This window comes from Sandaracinaceae bacterium (assembly GCA_020633055.1).
Classification (GTDB): domain Bacteria; phylum Myxococcota_A; class Polyangia; order Polyangiales; family Houyiibacteriaceae; genus JADJJE01.
The window spans coordinates 242,489-259,212 of the sequence record JACKEJ010000008.1; the positions used below are offsets into that span (position 1 = coordinate 242,489).

12 protein-coding genes are annotated in these 16,724 nt (G+C 71.5%); 7 read left to right on the forward strand and 5 right to left on the reverse strand.

Going from position 1 to position 16,724, the window contains the following annotated elements; genetic code table 11:
- Positions 1-11: 11 nt before the first annotated feature.
- Positions 12-1,184 carry a saccharopine dehydrogenase NADP-binding domain-containing protein gene (locus H6726_17880; protein ID MCB9659520.1) on the forward strand — a complete coding sequence of 391 codons (1,173 nt, stop codon included), beginning with the start codon at positions 12-14 and terminating at the stop codon, positions 1,182-1,184.
- Here H6726_17880 and H6726_17885 read toward each other — a convergent pair.
- On the reverse strand, positions 1,150-1,902 hold the full coding sequence (locus tag H6726_17885; GenBank protein MCB9659521.1) for a hypothetical protein: 753 nt from the start codon (positions 1,900-1,902) through the stop codon (positions 1,150-1,152). The two genes, H6726_17880 and H6726_17885, sit on opposite strands and share 35 nt — an antisense overlap.
- Positions 1,903-2,760: 858 nt before the next feature.
- Here H6726_17885 and H6726_17890 point away from each other — a divergent pair.
- On the forward strand, positions 2,761-4,413 hold the full coding sequence (locus H6726_17890) for a hypothetical protein (protein MCB9659522.1): 1,653 nt from the start codon (positions 2,761-2,763) through the stop codon (positions 4,411-4,413).
- A 624-nt stretch (positions 4,414-5,037) separates the two neighbouring features.
- Here the strand turns inward: H6726_17890 and H6726_17895 are convergent.
- Positions 5,038-6,003, reverse strand: a complete 966-nt coding sequence (locus tag H6726_17895) for a hypothetical protein (GenBank protein MCB9659523.1) — start codon at positions 6,001-6,003, stop codon at positions 5,038-5,040.
- Positions 6,004-6,091: 88 nt separating this feature from the next.
- On the opposite strand from H6726_17895, the gene H6726_17900 reads away from it, so the two are divergent.
- The 5 genes from H6726_17900 to H6726_17920 all read left to right on the forward strand — a co-directional run bounded on the left by H6726_17900 (position 6,092) and on the right by H6726_17920 (position 10,091).
- Positions 6,092-6,448: a hypothetical protein gene (locus H6726_17900; GenBank protein MCB9659524.1), complete on the forward strand. Its 357-nt coding sequence runs from the start codon at positions 6,092-6,094 to the stop codon at positions 6,446-6,448.
- Entirely contained in the window at positions 6,433-7,890 is a 1,458-nt protein-coding gene (locus H6726_17905) for a hypothetical protein (protein MCB9659525.1), read from the forward strand. Before H6726_17900 ends, H6726_17905 begins: the two co-directional genes overlap by 16 nt.
- Positions 7,891-8,051: 161 nt before the next feature.
- Positions 8,052-8,465 (forward strand): STAS/SEC14 domain-containing protein, encoded by a 414-nt coding sequence (locus H6726_17910; GenBank protein ID MCB9659526.1) that lies wholly within the window; start codon positions 8,052-8,054, stop codon positions 8,463-8,465.
- A gap of 75 nt (positions 8,466-8,540) precedes the next feature.
- Positions 8,541-9,194: a glutathione S-transferase family protein gene (locus H6726_17915; GenBank protein ID MCB9659527.1), complete on the forward strand. Its 654-nt coding sequence runs from the start codon at positions 8,541-8,543 to the stop codon at positions 9,192-9,194.
- Positions 9,195-9,206: 12 nt separating this feature from the next.
- On the forward strand, positions 9,207-10,091 hold the full coding sequence (locus tag H6726_17920; GenBank protein ID MCB9659528.1) for an alpha/beta hydrolase: 885 nt from the start codon (positions 9,207-9,209) through the stop codon (positions 10,089-10,091).
- A gap of 24 nt (positions 10,092-10,115) precedes the next feature.
- Here H6726_17920 and H6726_17925 read toward each other — a convergent pair whose 3' ends face one another.
- From H6726_17925 to H6726_17935, 3 genes are read right to left on the reverse strand one after another with little or no spacing between them, the layout of a single operon-like run.
- Complete coding sequence (locus H6726_17925) at positions 10,116-10,763, reverse strand: hypothetical protein (GenBank protein ID MCB9659529.1); 648 nt, start codon at positions 10,761-10,763, stop codon at positions 10,116-10,118.
- On the reverse strand, positions 10,760-11,995 hold the full coding sequence (locus tag H6726_17930; protein ID MCB9659530.1) for a hypothetical protein: 1,236 nt from the start codon (positions 11,993-11,995) through the stop codon (positions 10,760-10,762). Before H6726_17930 ends, H6726_17925 begins: the two co-directional genes overlap by 4 nt.
- A gap of 3 nt (positions 11,996-11,998) precedes the next feature.
- A complete protein-coding gene (locus tag H6726_17935) occupies positions 11,999-16,723 on the reverse strand; it encodes a zinc-dependent metalloprotease (GenBank protein MCB9659531.1) in 4,725 nt (1,574 codons plus the stop codon).
- Position 16,724: the final 1 nt, after the last annotated feature.

The following is a 16,724-nucleotide window of genomic DNA, read 5'->3' on the forward strand; positions in this document are numbered from 1 at the left end:
CTTCACCCACCATGTCGTCTGCTGCGCGCCCCTATGACATCGTCGTGTTCGGAGCCACGGGCTTCACTGGTCAGCTGGTGGTGCGCCACCTTGCGCAGGCGGCCCCCGAGGGCGTGCGCTGGGCCGTCGCGGGCCGCAACCCGCAGAAGCTCGCGAGCGTGCTGCGCGACGCCGGCGTGGAGGTGCCCGTGCTGCACGCCGACGTCAGCGACCCGGCCTCGCTGCGCGGCCTCGCCGAGTCCACGCGCGTGGTGCTCACCACCGTCGGGCCCTACGTCGAGCACGGCCCGCCCCTGGTCGCGGCCTGCGTCGCGGCCGGCGCGGACTACGTCGACATCACGGGCGAGCCCGAGTTCGTGGAGCAGATGATCGACCAGCATCACGCCGAGGCGGCCGAGAAGGGGCTGCGCATCGTGTCGTGCTGCGGGTTCGACAGCATCCCGCACGACCTCGGCGCCTACTTCACCGTGCAGCGCTTCCAGACCCCGGTGCCCATCGTGTGCCGCGGCTTCGTACGCGCCGCCGGTCAAGCGTCGGGCGGCACTTGGCACAGCGCCATCGGCGCCTTCGCCAACGCCCGCAAGGACGCGGCCCGTCGCAAGCAGCGCGCCCGGCCGTCCCGACCCACGGGGCGCCGTGTGCGCGCCGACCCGATGCGCGTCTTCCACGAGGCGTCCATCGGCGCCTGGGCCGTGCCGCTGCCCACCATCGACCCGGTCATCGTGCGCCGCAGCGCCGCCGCCATGCCCGCCTTCGGGCCGGACTTCACCTACGGCCACTACGTGCGCGTGAACGAGCTGCCCGTGGCGCTGGCGGGCATCGCCGGGGTGGGCGCGCTGGCCGTGCTGGCCCAGGTCCCGCCGGCCAAGGCGCTGCTGCTCAAGGCGCGCGCGCGGGGCGAAGGGCCCAGCGAGAGCGAGCGCGCCCAGAGCTGGTTCAACGTGCGCTTCATCGCCGAGGGTGGCGGGCAGCGCGTGGTCACCGAGGTGGCCGGCGGCGACCCGGGCTACGACGAGACCAGCAAGATGATCGCCGAGTCCGCCCTGTGTCTGGTGCTGGACCGCGACCGCCTGCCGCCGCACACGGGCGTCATCACGCCGGCCATGGCCATGGGCAACGCGCTCATCGAGCGGCTGCGCGCGCAGGGGCTCACGTTCGACGTGATCGAGGATTCGCACCCCTAGGCGGCGCGTCCGCACGGCTGGGCGCACCCTTGCTGGGCGCGCCTTTGCTCGCGGCGCCCTTGTCCTGGTCCGCGGCCAGCTGGCTGAGCCGCCCGCCGACGGCGTAGAGCACCTGGGCCGCCCGGTTCGAGTCCACCTCGACACGGATGCGTTCGTTCCCGCCCTCGTCGATGACGATGCTGACCTTGCCGGGCAGCTCCTTCTCGGCGAGGGCCGTCTCCGAGCGCACGAACACGGCGACCGTCTCCTCCGACAGCTGGCGCAGCTGGTCCTCGCGCAGGCCCAGCTGGACTGCCCCGTGCCGGGCCAGCTCGCGGGCGCGCGCAGGGGCCAAGCCGAGCGCGACGTCCACGAAGGCATCGAAGCTGACGAACGAGCGGCCACGGTGCTGCCCCGTGAGGATGGCCTCCGCCAGCAGGCGCGCGAGGTGGTCGCGGTCTTCGCCGGCCGAGGCGCTCTCGTCGCTCAGTGAGGGGAGCAGCGCCTCCATCGTCTCGCAGCGGCGGTCGTGGAAGTCCCGCGCGTCCAGGTTGCGCACGCCGGGGATGGTGGCGCTGGGTCTCGGATCCTGGAGCCGCGGGCGGTCTGGGCGCGCCGGCCGGTAGCGGCCTTCGTCGCCCCGCGCGAACGCCTCGAGGTCGGCGGGCAGTCGCTTGCGGTCTTCTTTTCCGCGCCGGACGACGGGGGCGGCCTTGGGGGGGGCCTTTCGGGTAGCCATGGCCGCGTTATGGCGCGCCCGGGCGGTGCGGGCCAGCACTCGATCGCCCACGCGGGACCCGCTCACGAGGGGCCGGTCGCCCACGCGGGGCCAGCTCACGAGGGGCCGGTCGCCCACGCGGGGCCAGCTCACGAGGGGCCGGTCGCGCAGGCGCTCCCTGCGGGGCCCCCGGAGAAAGCTGCACTTCGTTTGCTTTCTCGGTCCCCCCAACCCTCGCCCACGCGGGGCCAGCTCACGAGGGGCCGGTCGCGCAGGCGCTCCCTGCGGGGCCCCCGGAGAAAGCTGCACTTCGTTTGCTTTCTCGGTCCCCCCAACCCCCTCGTGAGCGGGCCCCACGTGGGCTACTAGGCTCGACTGGTGTCCGTTGAGCGGGTGGGGATCGAGCGGGGCGTGACGTGCCCAGTGGGGAGCGCACGGCCGTGCTCGGGGCCTTGCTTTCGCAGCGGTTGACTCCTACCCCTGGGTGCTTGCTTCACGCGAGTGAAACCCGGAACGCACTTCCGATCGGCGGCACTAGAGCGCAGATCAGGATCGCCGCAAGATGCTGGCGCCGGACGAAGGTTCGCAGGCAAGGCGCGACGACGAGTCGATGCGTGCATCGGCGAGGAGGGGACCCGCCTGCGGGCCTTCGGACAAGCCAGGGCTTGCGCCGAACCTGCATCGCGCTCTAGGCTCGACTGATTCCGGGGTGCGGTTCGGCGGGGGCGCGACGGGACCCGTGGAGAGTGTGAGGGTTTGCTCGGGGTCACTGGGCGCGGCGGATCAGCCCGACGGATTGAGGGGTGGGCGCCGCTTTGCGGGCGGGGGCGGGTGTGCCGGAAAGATCCCCCATGACCGGACTCCTGCTAATGTGTCGCGATGACGCGCGCCCGCCTTGGGTTGGTCTTGCTGCTCTTCATCACAGGCTGCGGAGGCTCTAGCGGCGTCGCCGACGCTGGCGGTGACGCCGGTGCCCGGCCGGATGGCGCGACTGGCGCGATGTGCGGCGATGGCATGGTGGACCCTGGCGAGACCTGCGACTTCGGCGCGGGGAACTCGGACAGCATCCCCAACCGCTGCCGGCTCGACTGCACGGATGCGCGCTGCGGCGACGGTGTCGTCGACGTAGACGAGACGTGCGACGACGGCCCAGCCAACTCGGACTCCGTGCCCGACGCGTGCCGCACGAACTGTGCGCTGGCGTCCTGCGGGGACGGTGTCATGGACCCCGGCGAGGCCTGCGACGAGGGCGCCGACAACGGCGACGCGCCGGACGGCTGCCGGGCAACGTGCGTGCTGCCCCACTGCGGAGACGGCGTGGTGGACAGTGGCGAGGCGTGCGACGCCGGCGCCGACAACTCGGACACGGCGCCCGACGCGTGTCGGACGAGCTGCGCGCTCGCGGGCTGCGGGGACGGCGTGGTGGACGTGGGCGACGCGTGTGACGACGGGAACGACGCCTACGGTGACGGCTGCGCGGCGTGTGCGGTCGAGCAGACGTGCGCGCTCGCCCTGGAGCTCCGAGTAGAAGGTCAGATGCAGACGTGGACGGTCGCGACGCGGGTCTTCGACGCCGAGGCGGGCACGCTGGCGGACGTCGATCCGGCCGCCGCGGCGCCGGGCACAGTCGACATCACGCAGGCGTTCGCGTCGCCCACGCTGATCGCGATCTGCGAGAACGACGCGTACGTCCTCGTGCAGGCGTCGACCTCCTCGGGGTCGATCCTGCACGTGCGCCTCGCCCCCGACGGCACGGTCGCGTCGACGTCGGCCCCGATGCCGTTCGACGCTGGCTACGGGGTGGCGTGCGCGCCGGGCACGCGGGTCTTGCACGCCATCTCCCTCGCTGGGACGTATGTCCATCACGCGTTCCCGATCGCCGAGGACGGGACGCTCGGAGACGACGCCACGCTGACCACGTCCGTCCCGCCGGCGCAGACGTCCACGCAGGTCGTGTTCGCGGTGGACGGGTCCGGGGATGTGTGGGTGGGTGCTGGTTCCATCCAGACGACGCTCCCCCAGTCCCGACTCGCGGTCTTGCGCGACACGGGCACGGGATACGAGGAGGTGGCCGCGTCGAACATGCCGACAGTCCTCCTGCTCGGCGGCGCCGCACGGCCAAGCGGCGGACTCCTGGCCGGCTACTCGACGTTCCCCAGCGACAGCTGCATCGGGACGTTCGTCACCAATGGTCACAGCATCGGGCAGGCGGGCGCCCCCTCGTGCTCGCCGACCATCTCCGGGCTCGGCCGGCTGCGGGTCTCGCGCTCCGGAGACGCGGTCTTCGCCGCAAGCCCCATGAGCACGTCGCTGTGGGCCGAGATTGACGAGTTCGGGACGATCGGCACACTGGCGACCAACGGCCCGAGCGCCATCGCGATGGCCCCCACGCTCGACGGAGACCACTTCGTGGTCGGGGGCATCGGGACCTACGCCGTGCTCCGCACCGGGGACCGCTCGTTCACCAGCGTCGCCACGGCCGACCCAGTCGGAGCCCCGATGGCCGTCGAGGCCTTCGGCTGCTCGCGCTGAACCACTGGGACCCGTCTTGTGGGAATCTCCGGGCTGTGGACGGGCCTGTCCGTACGGCGCACGTCGTGATTCCCTAGCAGCCACGATGGATGTCGAAGGGGAGCGCGCGGGCTTCGGCCCGTCCCGCTGGCTTCCGTGTCCGTTGGATGGGGATTCCGCGTGCGCTGAGTTCAGTCGCCGCACAGATGGCCCCCGCCGCGGTGCTTAGTGCAGCGCAGTGCGATCCTCCCGCCCGCATGACGGCCGAGTCCGCAGAAGGCGCGTCGCACCACGCCAATGTTGAGTGTGACCCCGCGAACCGCAGGCGGAACTCTCGGGACCCCACCCGTCCCACGGACACCAGTCGAGCCTAGTAGCCCGGGCGGTACCCGCCCGCGAGGGGGTTGGGGGGACCGAGAAAGCAAACGAAGTGCAGCTTTCTCCGGGGGCCCCGCAGGGAGCGCCTGCGCGACCGGCCCCTCGCGGGCGGGTGCCGTCCGGGCGAGGGTTGGGGGGACCGAGAAAGCAAACGAAGTGCAGCTTTCTCCGGGGGCCCCGCAGGGAGCGCCTGCGCGACCGGCCCCTCGCGGGCTGGCCCCACGTGGGCGATCGGCCCCTCGCGGGCTGGCCCCGCGTGGGCGCCAGTCAGGTCATGCTCAGGACGGCCTGGAGCAGCGGCCCGAAGCGCTCGAGCAGCTCGCGCACCTGCGCATCGTCGAGATGGAACTCCACCAGCAGGTCGGTGCCGCGCTCCTCGATCTGGATCTGCTGCAGCAGCACGCTCAGGCCGAGCATGGCGAGCGTCATGTCCTGCTGGGCCTCGGTGATGACCTCGCGCAGCTGGCGCGCGAGGAGCTGCACGGCGCCCTCGCTGCTGGCCGTGAAGAACGCGCTCAGGCGGATGCCGTTGCGCGCGTCCAGCGAGCCACCGAAGCTGAGCCCGGCCTCGCGCAGCGCGTCCTCGACATCGCCACGCCCCATGCGCTCGCGCATCTCTGCGGTCAGCAGCACCACGGCGCTGGCGTCACGCTCGCCCAGGTGGGCACGCCCGGCGGCCTCTGCGAAGCCTCCCAGTGTGGGGCCGGTGGCTGGCGTCAGGCCATCGAGGCGGTCCAGCACACGGTGGACCACCTCGGTGGACCCCACCACGAAGGTGTCCGCCGTGACGATGCCCTGCGCCCGCTCGTCCCCACGCAGCGTGTGCGTGCGGTACGTGAAGGTCGCCTCGGGCGGGTTGAGCAGCTCGATGTGCTGTGGCTCGAACGCCCCACGGAACAGGACGGCGCCCGAGTCGTGCACGGGGTCCATGCCGAAGACGATGCTGTCCGTGCGGTCCAGCAGCTGCACCACGCGCCGGAACTCACCCTGCTCACGCTCGCTGAGGGTGTTGAGCAGCGCGTCGTGCACCAGGCTGTAGTAGGGGGACTGACGCACGCTCGCGGTGTCGACGTGCACCACCACGGGCGTGTCGGCGTCCAGCAGGCGAACGAGCGGCGGGGGCCCCGCCGTGACGGGCGTGGTGCTTCCGCCTCCGCCGCCGCCGCAGGACGCGATGGAGGCGCACAGGGCCGTGAGGGAGAGCAACGCGAGGGTACGAAGACGACGTGACATGGCGGGGAAGATACCAGTCCCCGTCGGGTGTCGCATCGGGGAGTGCGGGAAGCTGGCCAACCGCCCAGAATGTCGACATGCTGTGGGCATGGTGATGAAGCCCGGCGGCGCACGGCGTGCGTCCCTCCTCCTGCTACCGCTGTTGCTGGCGGCGGTCGTGGGGAGCGCGCTCGGCAGCAGCCAGCCCGTGAGCGCCGAGGTGCCCGAGAGCCCGGACTGCCTCACGGTCCGTGGCGAGGCGCGCATGCAGGCGTACGGCTACGCGCACGTGGTCGTGGTGCAGAACGCCTGCCGCCGCGTGGCGCACTGCGAGGTCTGGACCAGCGCCGACCCCACGCCCCGCCACCGCCTCGTGGTGCGCGCGGGTGAGACGGGCAGCGTGACCACACGCATCGGCTCCCCCGCGCGCGAGGTCGTCCCCGGACATCAATGCGAGCTGCGCTGACCCTGCTCCTCGGGCTGGTGGGCGTCGCCTCCTGCGCTTCGCTGGCGCGCGCCCAGCTGGTGGACGAGGGCTACTCGCTCGACTTGGTGGAGATCCCGGTGCTCGGCTCCGGGCGCGTGGTGAGCATGGGCGGCGCGTTCGTGGCGCTGGCGGAGGGCATCGACGGCGTGCCGCTGAACCCGGCCGCGTACGCTGTCCGCAACGCGCGCGAACACAGCTTCTTCGAGTGGGAGCTGTCGCCCAGCTTCTCGTACGGCACGAGCGACAACGACGTGTTCAACAGCGGAAGTGGTGGGCTGAGCGTCGACGAACAGTTCTCCATCGAGCTTGGCCTGCGCTTCCAGTTCGGGCCTGTGGGCGTCGGCGGCTACATGCACTTGGAGTTCTATGAAGCGGTCATGGATGGCCGGGTAGTGTCGGTCACCGCCACGCGCTCGCACGTGGGTGGCGGCGTCGCGTTGTTCGGCGGGCAGCTGGTGGTGGGGGCGGGGCTGCGCACGCTGCAAGCGACCTTGTCGGCGAGCACCGAGGCGGGCGAAACATACGAGCTGGACCTCTTCTCGTTCGTGGGCTTCGGCGTCGAGGCGGGCGCCCTGTACATGCCGGCCGACCGGCAGTACCGCCTGGGCGTCGCCGTGGCGGGGCCGGTGCACTCGCAGGTCGATCTGGTGACGTCGTCCATGGCCGGCACGCAGCCGCAGGTGCCGCGTCCGAGCGGCTTCCGGAGCCCGCTCGAGCTGCGCCTGGGCGGGGCCTACCAGTTCGGGCGGCGGCGCCTGAACACGCGCCCCTTCGAGAAGAAAGACCCCGAGGGACCCATCATGCGCGAGCTGCATCAGCTGTGGTGCGAGCGCGAACTGGAGCAGGTGCGGCGTGAGCTGGCCTCGTCGGGCACAGCCGAGCCCGAGCGAGGGCTGCAGTGTCCGCGGCTGCGCATTCGGGCGCGTGACCCCGCGTTCCGCGCGGCCGAGCGTGAGCGGCGCGAGCACGAGCTCGACGAAGCCGAGGAGCGCATCGACCGACTGGAAGACGAGTTCGATGCACACCTGAGGGCCCTGGCGGACCAGGCCCCGCGCGAGTTCTACCTGCTGTCGGCCAGCGTCATCTTCTACGGTCGCGCGGAGCCCGACTCCATCGGCATCGATGCGTTCTTCGACCAGGAGCACCGCACGCGTCGACAGACCGCGTCCTTCGCGTTCCGACTGGGCGCCGAGGCCGAGCCGTGGCCCAACCGGCTGAAGACGCGCGTGGGCATGTACCTGGAGCCTGCGCGCAGCGAGGAGCTCCCGCCGCGCCTGCACGGGACGTTCGGCATCGATCTGCGGCTGTTTCGCTGGGACCTGTTCGGGCTGATGGACCCGTTCGACTTCCGCGTGTCGTTCACGTTCGACGGCGCGCGGGACTACGTCATGTACAGCGTGGGCGCGGGCATGTGGTACTAACGCGCCGTGAGGCGCGGTTCTCGCGGGTCCAGGGACCAACTGGGCGCTGCGGAGGGCGAGGGGTCGCGACGGTGGCGGGTGGGGAGGGACAGGCTCGTGGGGCGGGATGGTTGTGGCTCGCCTTTTCGCGCGGGGTTCCTGGTATCGTTCGGGGGAACGCTATGTCCTTGGAAACGGATCGGTCGGAGTGGCCTCTCTTGGTGGTGCGGTGGCCCGAGGGGGTCGTGACGGATGAGAGTCTCGACCGCTATCTGGCGGAGTCCGTGCAGGACTTGTCGCGGCGGACGGTGCACTGCGTGATGCACGACTCGCGCACGGCGATGGGGCTGAGCGCAGCGCAGCGGCGGCGCATGGCGGCGCACTTGGCGCAGCACGAGCACGCCATCCGTCAGTGGACGTCGGGGGTGGCCATTGTCAGCCCCAGCGCGGTCATCCGGGGGATGATCACGGCGGTGAACTGGATCACCGGCACGCCGTGTCCGCAGCGGACGTTCGCGACCGAGCCCGAGGCCCGGGCTTGGCTGCGGGACGTGCATCGGCAGAAGACACACACGGAGGCGCCGTTCGCGCCGTGATGGTCGGGCGCGCTGGCGCGCGTAACGAACACGGTACTGGCGCGACAGGCACCACACCCCAGCCAGGAGGACGCCATGACCTTGAAGCTCTACGCCCACCCCTTCTCCAACAACGCCATGCGCGCCCAGCTGTATCTGGACGAGAAGGGGCTTCCGTACGAGTACGTCACCGTCGACCTCTTCAAGGGCGAGCACAAGCAGCCGGCGTACCTGGCCATCAACCCGCGCGGGCAGGTGCCCTGCATCGTCGACGGGGACATCACGGTCTACGAGAGCGTCGCCATCATCCAGTACCTCGAGCACCGCTACCCGGAGCCGGCGCTCATCCCCAGCGACCCGACCGACATGGCGACGTGCATGCGGCTGATCGGCGAGTTCCACCAGAAGCTGGACCCCACCAACATCTTCGGCTCCGTGAAGTTCCGCGGCATGCGGCGCGCCGAGCTGGGTGAGCGCCTCGAGAAGCTGCTCAACGAGTGCCGCACGTGGGAGGGCTACCTGGGCGACGCACCGTACTTCGCCGGGCAGGCGTACTCCATCGCCGACATCGTGGTGCTGCCCTTCTTCGGCATGGTCATCGACGGCCTGGGCCTGCCGCAGCGGGACTTCCCGCGCCTACACGCGTGGTACGAGCGCTGCAAGGAGCGTCCGTCCGTGGCCAAGCAGCCGTGGTTCTCGGCCTTCGCGTCCGAGAAGGCCAACGCCGACCAACACGTGCTCGCCGAGTGATAGGCTGCGCGGATGCCCATCGCGAAGAGCAACGGAATCGAGATCGACTACGAGGTCGAAGGCGAGGGTGAGCCCCTGGTGCTCATCATGGGCTTCGGTGCCCAGCGCATCGTCTGGCCGCGTGAGCTGATTGACCAGCTGGTGCACGCGGGCTTCCGGGTCATCACCTTCGACAACCGCGACGTGGGCGGCTCCACCAAGCTGAACCACCTGGGCATCCCCGACGTGCGCAAGACGCTGGTGCGGTCGCTGCTGGGGCTGCCCGTGAGCGGCCCCTACCGCATCGCGGACATGGCGCGCGACGTCGTCGGTTTGCTGGACGCGCTCGGCATCGAGCGGGCCCACGTGGCAGGCGCGTCCATGGGCGGGATGATCGCGCAGGAGCTCGCCATCGGGCACGGCGAGCGGCTGCTCACCATGACGTCGATCATGTCCTCGCCGGGAGGGCGCCGCTACAGCCTGGGGCGTCCCGAGGCCATCAAGAAGCTGATCGACAAGCCCGCCAAGAGCCGCGACGAGCACGCACAGAAGCTGGTGGCGACCTTCCGCGTGTTGTCGGGTCCTGGCTTCCCGTTCGATGAGGCGCGCACGCACGCCATCGGCCTAGAGGCCTGGGACCGAGGCGTGTTCCCGGCCGGCGCGGCGCGGCAGTTCGGCGCCATCCTGGACTCGAGCACCGACAGGCGGGCGCGGCTCGCGCAGGTGCGCGTCCCCAGCCTGGTACTGCACGGCACGCACGACCCGCTCATCCCGGAGCGCGCGGGCAAGGCCACGGCGCGGTTCATCCCGAAGGCGCGCTACGTGCCCATTCCGGGCATGGGGCACAGCTTCCCGGCCGCAGCCATGCCGCACCTCGCGGGCGCCATCCACTCGCACGTGCTCGCCCACGCGGGCTGAGCGCGCGCAGCGGGAGACCTTGGGTCAGTCCCAGTCGTCGGCTCGTGACGGAGCGTCGTCTCCGTATCCTTCTTCCTCGTCCAGGTAGCCGTCGTCGTCCTCTTCGTACACGCCCGCGGCGGCTTCGGCCTCGGCGGCTTCCCGCTGTTCTTCCATGGCGCGGAGCGCGCTCCGCACGGAGATGCTCAGCACGGTCACGCCGAACACCACCATCCCCACGATGGTCAGCACCAGGATGCTGATGCGGGCCGGCGCGGACATGCGGTCGACTGACGCCGCCACCCGCAGCTCGAGGGTCTGCACGATGGGCGGCGCTGGAGTCGTGGTGGGCGGGGCGGGCTGGGGCAGCGTCGGGGCTTGCGGCCGGTTGACCTGGAGCGAGTGGGGCGTGGCCGCGGGCGCTGGGCGGGCGATGTCTTCCAGCTCGAGCGAGAAGGGCTCGGGTTCGGGTGGCTGCGACGCGGACGACCCGTGCGCAAGGGAGGCCTCGCGCGCGGAGGGAGGCGCGTGGAGCTCGCCCAGCTCGAGCTCGTCGTCCAACGCGGGGAGCGGCCGCGCAGGGGGCGCGGCACCAGGACGCGCTGCGCCCCGCAGCGGAGGCTGCGCAGGAACGTCCAGCTCGAGCTCGAACTCGAAGCGGTCCTCGGGTGGCGGGTCGTCGGGCCCGCTCACAGCCCCAGCTCCTCGCTGTAGTGGTGCGTCAGTAACCCGAGGATGCGCGCGGACACCATCATGGACCCGACGTCCACGACCAGCCCGATGGCGGACATCAGCAGCGCCCCGCCGAGCGCCCCGACGAGGCCCGCGTCGGGGTCCACCAGGCCGAACACGGTGAGCATCCCGCCGCTGGCGGCGAGGGCGACGCTGACGAACCAGAAGGCGCTGAGGTACGCGAGGGTCACGAAGTAGGGCACGGGGATGCGGCGCGCCACGATCAGCCCGATGAATGGGTTCACGCCGCTGCAGCCTTTGCCGAGCGCGGCGGCCGCGAAGGCGCCGGGGAGGGCCACGAGTGGGAGCAGCACGGCCAACACGAACAGCGCCACGACCCCAGCGTCGGCACCGTGGGTGGGCGCTGGCCCGAAGGACCACAGCACCACCAGCGCCGGGACCAACGCGAGGAACGACACGATCAGGAAGCGGAAGCCCGCGAACCAGAGCTCGCCGAGATCCTCGCTGCCCAGCCGCAGGTCGGCCTGGCCCACGTGGCTGCGGCGCACCACCAGCGCGAACGCTGCGAAGCGCAAGAGGTAGACCGCCATCGGGGCGCCGAAGGCGATGGTGATGGAGCCCGTGACGGCGCCGAACATGGACATGAACGAGAGCACGCTGAGCCCGAGCACCGTCGACACCACCGCGGGCTGCAGCAGGAACGCGGGCGCGGCGACCAGGGCGGCGTAGTACGACACCTTGGCGACTCCCATGTCGTTCGCGGTGGTGGCATGGGCGGGGCGCGGGACGCGTGGGGTTGCGGCCGGTCCGTCTGACGCGGGTGCAGCAGCGGACCGTGGAGCGGTACCGTGCGTCGCGGAGCCAGACGGCGACCCAGGCACGCCTTCGCCAGCCGCCGCTGCACGGGGGACCGCGACCACGCCGCGTGTTGGCGAGTGCGCGGATGACGCGGCGTCAGGCGCGGTCGCTGCGTCCGTCAGGCTCGCCGCAGGGGGCGTCGTCGCAGCGCGTCGCGAAGGCCGAGCCTCGAGCGTGAGGCCCGCGGAAGACAAGCGCGTGGAGAGGGCCTGCATCTCCTCGGGGGCCGCGCCGTGCAGCAGCATGGCCGGCGTCGAGAGCACCGCCTCGCGCGCGCGCGCGCGATCGCCGAGGGCCTCGGTCAGCGCCTCCATCGCCAGCCGCGGGTCCGTGACCTCCGTCAGCCAGAGGTCATAGCGTGTGGGTTCGCTCATGCGTCAGAAGAAGGTGTTGCTGATGCCGTAGCGGCCCTGGAGATCGATCAGGTACTCGAGGAAGCTCTCCTCTGCCTCGAGCGCCTGACGCGCCTCCGTGAGTTCGGCGCTGGGGCCCATGAGCTCCAACGCTACCACACGCTCCTGCGCTTCGATCGCGCGGCGCAGCAGCTGGAAGCCCAGCTGCTCTTCTTCCAGATTGTAGGCCGTGCGCGGGCGGATCTTCACGGCCACGTAGCGCACGCGCAGGCGGCGCGAGTCGAAGATGACGTAGTCCGCGTCGTCGGGGGTGTCGCAGCCGTCCGGCACGCCCGCGTCCACCACCAGGTGCGCCGAGCCGGGCACCGCGGCGCCCAGCGCGCAGGTGGTGCTGTCGTCCTGCTGCACGTCCGGGATGGTGAAGCCGGCGCCGCTGCCCACGCGGAAGATCTGCAGGCGCTGCTCGAAGGTGGTGTCGAAGAACACGGGGAACTGCGCCAGCGCCAAGATGGTGGCCCAGCTGCGCAGGAGCGGGTTGCTGGTGCCCTCGAGCGGCGGCGTGGGGTACGTCAGCTCCTGGCTGGCGCGGCAGGGCAAGGCGTCACCGCCCGGGGGGCTGCAGTCGCCGAGCACGGTGCCGCGGTACCAGCTCATGTTCTCCACCACGGGCTCGCCCCCACTGAAGCTCACTCGCGGCGCGAACCAGCGCGGGTCGTCGATCACCAAGCCGCCGAAGAGTTCGGTCATCTCCACCGGGAAGAGGTCGAAGAAGTTGATGAAGTAGCGCTCGTCCGGGTCGAAGCTGAGCCCCCAGTCGCGCAGCGCCAGCGCCTGCAGCGCGACGAACTTGTCCACCAGCACGCCCGCGCGCTCCACGCGGAAGAAGCCGAAGTAGCCGTCCTGGTACTGCGAGTACACGCCGAAGCCCTGGCCCGGCAGCAGGCTGAAGTCGGCCCCGGGCGCGTCGGGCTCGGCGCTGATGCGCGCGTAGGTCTGCGTGTCCGTGTCGAGCGCGTAGCTGCCCACGTCGGGCAGGTTCACCAGCTCCGTGAACCAGTTCATGGCGTCCACCGAGGCGTAGAACTGGTCCTGCAGCCCGAGCGGTCCGCGGTTGCTCGAGAAGCCCGGCTCGAAGTTCAGGCGGAAGAACAGGTGCTGGTAGATCTTGGCCGCGTCGATGATGGCGCCCGTGGCCCCGCCCGCGCGCGCGCCGCCCGTGCGGAAGCGGCGGTAGTAGGTGGGGCCGTAGCTCTCGAGCCAGCTGCGCCGGGAGTGGTCGATGGCCTCCTGGAAGGACTCACCGGCGTCGAAGCGCGTGCACCAGCTGATGTCGTTGGTGCGCTCGTCCGGGCAGAAGAGGTATGTCACGGGCGTGAAGTCGATCTCGCCGTCGCTGTCGAGGTCGGACTCGTAGGCGGCGCCGTCCACGTAGTCCTGGAAGTCCGCGTCGAAGCTGGAGCACACGCAGGCCGTCGCGCCCCCACACGGGAGCTGCAGCGGGACCTCGCGCGTGTTGCGCACGCAGCGCTGCGTGATGGGCTGGTCCCCGAGCGCGCCACCCTCGGCGGAGGCGGGGCAGTCGCGGTCCACGCGGCACGTGTCGCCGCCCGCGTAGCTCTGGAACCACGTGCGCGGCGTGATGTCGCTGCGGCGCAGGCCGTTGGCCGAGTCGCTGGACGTGACGGCCGCGTCCCCGACGAAGCCCTCCACCATGTCGAAGTAGTTCCACACGGCGGCGGCCACGTCGTAGCGGCCGAGCCCCTGCGCGTCGCCGGTGTCGCCGTTGTAGTCCATGGTGGAGCTGGTGCTGTGGTTGTGCGCGCCGCGGGCCGCGCGCTCGTTCCGCACCCGGCGCAGCTCGGCCAGGTAGGCCTCCACCTCGCCCGGACCCACGAAGCCGTCGCCGTCGCCGCCGTTGCTGGGCGCGTCGAAGTCCTCGTAGCGCGGCAGCAGCAGCTCGTCGCCGCTGGTCGTGTCGTCGCCGAAGGCCACGCGGAACCAGCCGTCGCCGTAGTGGTCGCGGTCGAAGCTGGCGCCGAAGTTGTGGCGCAGGCCGAGGCTATGCCCCAGCTCGTGGTGCTGCACCATGCGCGTGTACAGCTGCTGCATGCGGATGGACGCCTCGGCGATGGGGCGCCCGCGGAAGGCCTCGGCCCAGTACTCCCAGTAGCGCGAGCGCAGCAGCGCCGCGTTCACCGGGCACAGGTGGTGCCGCTCGAGCTCGCGCTGACGGGCTTCATCCGGCGCGAACACGTCCGGGCGGTTGCCGCGGAAGGGGCTGATGGCGTCCAGCACGTCTGGGTCCAGCGCGTCGAGCTGGTCTGCGTCCGTCGGACCCGTGGTGCCCGTGGCCGAGAGCGTGCCCAGGTCGAAGGCGCGCTGCAGCGCGTCCACACCGCCGCTCCCGAGGGCGCCCATCACGCCGTTCTCGAAGCGCGTGCCCGCCAGCGAGCGCAGCCGGTCGCTGCGCACCTGGGTGCGACCGTCCACGCCACGCAGGCGCTCGGCCCGCTGCGCTACGTCCGCCATCGCCCCCTGCACCGCGCCCAGCGCGTCCACCGGCAGGCCCGGCCACGAGAGCGCGGGTCGAGACGGGTCGTCCACCGAGAACCCATCGCCGGCCGAGCTGGCCACGCTCACGGGGTGCATGATGCGGCCCAGGCGCGCGAAGTAGCCGCGCAGGTTCTCGCCCGTCAGGTAGCGCTCCTCGGCCCCCTCCTCGCCGGGCTCGCAGCCTTGCGTGCCCGCGCAGCGCAGCGCCGGGAACAGCTCGATGGCGCTGGTCGCCGCGGACTCCACGCCCGCCGCCGAGAAGCTCGCGTTGGCGGCGATGAGCTCGCCGCTGGTGGGGTCGGCCAGGGGCGCGGCCACGCCGCCGAAGGGCGTGTTCACCTGGTTCACGTAGTTGAAGAACTGGTAACGCAGGTCGCCCAGCATCTGCCAGGCCACGGGCTCGCCGTCCGCGTCGGTCACGTCCTCGCAGGCCACGGTGGTGTCGCGGCGCTCCCAGTCGCAGCCGTTGGTCTCGAGCACCAGCAGGCACTCGTCGCCCACGAAGCGGTAGCGGTAGGCCTCGGGCAGCGGGTACTCGTCGTAACTGGTGGGCGACGCGGGCTCGGTCCACTCGGGGTTCTCGACGTGGCAGCGGTAGGGGTTCTGCACGCCGCGCGCCGTGTACGCGTCGGGCGTGACGCGCGGGTCGTAGCGGCCAGGGCAGGTCCCGTCGCGCTCCTCGGCCGAGCCGCAGAAGCAGTAGCGCGTGGGGTCCGTGGTCTGACACGTCTCGGTCGCCGCCGCGTAGTCGGGCAGCTCCGCGCCGATGGACGCGCGCCGCCCGCGCATCATGGCCTCGTTCCAGTTGCCCACCACGTCGAAGGCGGCGCCCACCAGGTGCTTCGGGAAGCCCGCGTTCAGGTGGTAGGTCACGCGCCGCGTCTCGCGCTCGAAGTCGGGGCGCGAGCAGCGCTGGGCCGCGCGGTCGCACACGCTGCCGGGCACGCCGGGGGCGCTCGGGTAGCGTCCGTCGCACTGCCAGTCGGACACGCACGCTTGGTCGGTCAGCGGGTCGCGGAACAGGTTGTGCCGCGGCCGGTAGAACGTGAGGAAGTCGGTCTCGCCGTAGGCCGGGGTGAGGCCACCCGCGCACACCTGCTGCTCGAGGTCGCAGAAGCCCCCCGCGCCGCAGTCCGCGTCGGCCGCGCAGAAGTCGCCCAGGGTCTCGCGCGGGAGCCCGCCGCGCGCGTAGGTGCGCTGCATCAGCCGGAACGTACCGAAGCGGTCGAACTCCGGGTGCGCCTGGGCCGCGCTCGCGTACTCGTGCTCGGGGGGCACGCGCAGGAACGCGGTACGGTACGGCACGCGCAGCACGCCACACGCGGTCCCCGTGCTGTTCAGGCAGGCCGCGCCGGGGGTCAGGTTCATCAGCGTGACGAAGCTGAAGTAGTGGACCGTGTCTTCGTTGCCCTCGGGCCACTCGTCCGCGAAGCGGTAGCCCGCGTCCTCGCCCACCGTCACGAACTGCGCCGCGTAGCTGCGCGGCAGCCCGGCCGTGCCGTCCTGCACGTCGATGCCCGAGTCCTCCGGCGTGTACGCGCCGAAGATGGCCTGCTCGCTCGCGAAGTAGAAGGAGCGCACCAGGTTGCGCGACCAGTCCACGCGCATGTACGGCTGGTCGTACCAGCGCTGGTCGTCACTGTTCTCCACCAACACGTTGAGCGTCTCGCCCGTGACTGGGTTGTACTCGCGGCGGATGTCGAAGTGCGACTCGATGCGGTAGGCCGCGATGGGCTGCCCGCGGTAGTCCGGGTCGCTGCCGCCCGTGTTGCTGCCGTCCACCAGCTCGTAGGCGCGGAACGCGAACAGCGTGTCCTCGTCGATCACCCAGCGGATGCGCGCGAGCGAGATGGACTGCCCGCCGTCCACGCCGAGGTCCGCGAAGCCCATGTCCCCCGACCACGTCACACCGCGCACGTCGGCGCCCACGTCGATGGCGGTCTGGGTCATCCACCACTCGCCCTCGAACAGCCCCTTGTCCACGAAGTTGGGCTGCACGCGGTTGATCGTGCCTGGACGCCCGCACGCCGGCACCAGCAGCGCGACCAACGTCACGAGCCACGCGAGCGCAAGCGAGGGGCGCGACCCGCGACCCGTGAACCGCGAACCGGGCCCCGTGACGCGCGACTCGTGAAGCGTGCTGGGTGGACGGTGCATCGTGCGCTGGGCTCTGTGCTGGGCGGTGGTCTTCGTCACG